The following is a 3,390-nucleotide window of genomic DNA, read 5'->3' as shown; positions in this document are numbered from 1 at the left end:
GCCCCCGACCGCGCCGCGCGGCGCCCACGGAGTCACGATCCGCGCCGCGGGTCCCGCCGACGAGGACGTGGTCACCGACCTGGAGCTGCGGCTCATCAGGTACGACATGCACTTCGGCGGCCCGGTGTGGCGGGCCGGCACGGCCAGCCTGGTGCGCGAGGAGATCCGCGGCAGCCTGGCCAGGCCGGCGACCTGGACCTGGCTGGCGGAGTATGGCGGGCACCCGGTCGGGCTGCTGGTCGCCCAGCCGCCGCAAGACAGCGGCTGGATCGCCGGGATGACCAGCACGTCCCCGGCCGCGTACCTGCAGACGATGTTCGTGGACACCCGCGAGCGCGGCACCGGCATCGGCGCGGCGCTGGTCAGGAACCTGCACGCCAGGCTCGATGCCGCGGGCGTCGCGGTCACGCTGTTGCACCACAGCCAGGTCAACCCGCTGTCCGCGCCGTTCTGGTACCGAATGGGGTACCGGCCGCTGTGGACCAGCTGGGAGTCCAGGCCCGCCACGGCATTGCGTTAGATATGCCTCATCGGGGGAAGGGTAGGGACATATCTCCATGAATGCTGATGACAAGCTGAGCGTAAGCTAATCGTTATGCTGGCAAGCCTGACTGCCGCTCTCGTCGCCGCCCTGTTCTACGGAATAGCGTCGGTGATGCAGTCGGTCGCGGCGCACGAGGCCAGCAACCGGAAGCCCCAGGTCGCCGACGCCGGCGGCGTGGACCCTGGCCTGCTCCCGCGCATGCTGCGGCAATGGCGGTTCGTGGTCAGCTTGTGCCTGGACGCCCTCGGGTTCGTGGCGCAGCTCATCGCCCTGCAGCGGCTGCCGCTGTTCGCGGTCCAGGCCATCGTCGCGGCGAACCTCGCCGTGGTCGCGGTCGTCGCCTCGCTGGTGATCAAGGTGCGGCTGTCCTGGCGGGAATGGCTCGCCGTGACCGGGGTCGTCGCCGGGGTCGGGCTGCTCGGATCCAGCGCCGGGCCGGAGGGCGCCAGCCAGGCAGGCGTGATGTTCAAGCTCGCGCTCATCGTCGCCATCGCGGCACTCGGGCTGATCGGCCTGGCCGCCGCGCGGCTGCGCGACCCGGCCCGCACCCTGGCGCTCGGCTTGGTGGCCGGGTTCGGCTACGGCGTGATCGGCATCGCGGCGCGGGTGCTCAACGGCTTCGAGCCGCTCACCCTGCTGCGCGACCCCGCGGCCTACGCCGTCGCGGCGGCGGGCATCGTGTCGTTCGTGTTCTACGCGACGGCGCTCGAGGGCGGCAGCGTCACCGTCGCGACGGCCGCGGTCGTGCTCGCCGAGACGCTCCCGCCCGCCATCATCGGGGTGGTGTTCCTCGGTGACAGGACCAGGCCGGGCCTCGAGCCGGCCGCCATCGCCGGCTTCCTGCTCGCGGTGACGAGCGCGGTCATGCTCGCGAGGTTCGGCGAGGCCGATCATCCGGGCCAGGGCCCGGGCGGGCAAGAGCCGCGGAACGCCGCCGTCGGCTCCGCGCCCACGTCCGCGTAGCGGGCCAGGGCCGCTGACCAGGCGCTGAAAACGCCCGCAAACCAGGTTAAGAAGTGACAAAGCGGCGCGGCGCCGGGCCCGGTACCTGCGGCATGTTATTCTGGTGGTCCGTGGACATGCGGCTTTACGCCGACACATCTGACACCACGGGAGCCTCATCTTGCCCGCTACCACGACTCAGTCCAAGCTAGCCTCATCAAGGCAAGTAGAGACCAAACACCTCTTCGTCACCGGCGGCGTCGCCTCCAGCCTCGGCAAGGGCCTGACCGCCTCCAGCCTTGGCCGGCTCCTCAGGATGCGCGGCCTGCGGGTGTCCATGCAGAAGCTGGATCCGTACCTCAACGTCGACCCTGGCACGATGAACCCGTTCCAGCACGGCGAGGTCTTCGTCACCGACGACGGCACCGAGACCGACCTGGACGTGGGTCACTACGAGCGCTTCCTCGACACCAGGCTGAGCGGCGAGGCCAACGTCACGACCGGGCAGGTCTACTCGAGCGTCATCGCCAAGGAGCGCCGCGGTGCCTACCTGGGTGACACAGTGCAGGTCATCCCGCACATCACGAACGAGATCAAGGCCCGCATCCTGAACATGGGCGGCCCGGACGTCGACGTCGTCATCACCGAGGTCGGCGGCACGGTCGGCGACATCGAAAGCCTGCCTTTCCTCGAGGCGATCCGCCAGATCAGGCACGAGATCGGCCGGGACCGCTGCTTCTTCCTGCACGTCTCGCTGCTGCCGTACATCGGCCCGAGCGGTGAGCTGAAGACCAAGCCCACGCAGCATTCGGTGGCCGCGCTGCGGTCCATCGGCATCCAGCCGGACGCGATCGTGGCGCGCAGCGACCGGCCCATCAGCGACCACCTCAAGCGCAAGATCAGCCTGATGTGCGACGTGGACGAGGAAGCCGTGGTGTCCGCCCCTGACGCGCCGTCCATCTACGACATCCCGAAGGTGCTGCACGCCGAGGGCCTGGACGCCTACGTGGTGCGGCGGCTGATGCTGCCGTTCCACGACGTCGACTGGAACGAGTGGGATGACCTGCTGCGCCGGGTGCACCGCCCCGCCCGCTCGATCACCATCGCCCTGGTCGGCAAGTACGTCGACCTGCCCGACGCGTACCTGTCACCCGCCGAGGCGCTGCGCGCGGGCGGCTTCGGCAACGACGCGAAGGTGACGATCCGGTGGGTGACCAGCGATGACTGCGAAAACCCCGACGACGCGGCCAGCCAGCTCGACGGGGTGGACGGGGTGCTGATCCCCGGCGGCTTCGGGGTCCGCGGCATCGAGGGCAAGATCGGCGCCATCCGGTACGCCCGCGAGCACAAGATCCCGCTGCTCGGCCTCTGCCTCGGCCTGCAGTGCGCGGTGATCGAGGTCGCCAGGAACATGGCCGGCCTGCCGGAGGCGAACAGCGCGGAGTTCGACCCCAGCACCCCCGACCCGGTGATCGCCACGATGGCCGAGCAAGAGGACGTCGTGGCGGGGGAGCGGGACATGGGCGGCACCATGCGGCTGGGACTGTACCCGGCGAGCTTGCAGCCGGGCACGATCATCAGCGAGCTGTACGGCGGCGCGGCCACCGTGGAGGAGCGGCACCGGCACCGCTATGAGGTCAACAACGCCTACCGCGACGAACTCGAGGCAGCCGGGCTCGTGTTCTCCGGCCTGTCCCCTGACGGGCGCCTCGTGGAGTTCATCGAACTGCCGCGCGAGACGCACCCGTTCTTCGTGGCCACCCAGGCGCACCCGGAGTTCCTATCCCGGCCGACCCGGCCCCACCCGCTGTTCAGCAGCCTGATCGCCGCCGCGCTCGCCAGGTCGCGGGCCGGCGAGGCCGGCGCGCGCGCGGTGGCGACGGCATGATCGAGGACGCCGCGGA

3 protein-coding genes are annotated in these 3,390 nt (G+C 70.4%); all 3 read left to right on the top strand.

Going from position 1 to position 3,390, the window contains the following annotated elements:
* The coding region (locus WA805_RS30305; protein ID WP_424563448.1) for a GNAT family N-acetyltransferase at positions 1-520 on the top strand (520 nt) is incomplete at its 5' end.
* A gap of 75 nt (positions 521-595) precedes the next feature.
* Positions 596-1,507 (top strand): hypothetical protein, encoded by a 912-nt coding sequence (locus WA805_RS30300; RefSeq protein ID WP_422278753.1) that lies wholly within the window; start codon positions 596-598, stop codon positions 1,505-1,507.
* Between the two features lie 160 nt (positions 1,508-1,667).
* Positions 1,668-3,374 (top strand): CTP synthase, encoded by a 1,707-nt coding sequence (locus tag WA805_RS30295; RefSeq protein WP_425244035.1) that lies wholly within the window; start codon positions 1,668-1,670, stop codon positions 3,372-3,374.
* Positions 3,375-3,390: the final 16 nt, after the last annotated feature.

The sequence above is a fragment of the Trebonia sp. genome (genome assembly GCF_049794275.1).
Taxonomy (GTDB): domain Bacteria; phylum Actinomycetota; class Actinomycetes; order Streptosporangiales; family Streptosporangiaceae; genus Trebonia.
The sequence above is the reverse complement of the archived record's forward strand: the minus strand, read 5'-3'. Positions and strand labels throughout refer to the sequence as shown.

What these genes read in the sequence shown, in the direction of transcription:
- WA805_RS30300 (WP_422278753.1), top strand. Translation starts at nt 596, where the DNA reads ATGCTGGCAAGCCTGACTGCCGCTCTCGTCGCCGCCCTGTTCTACGGA.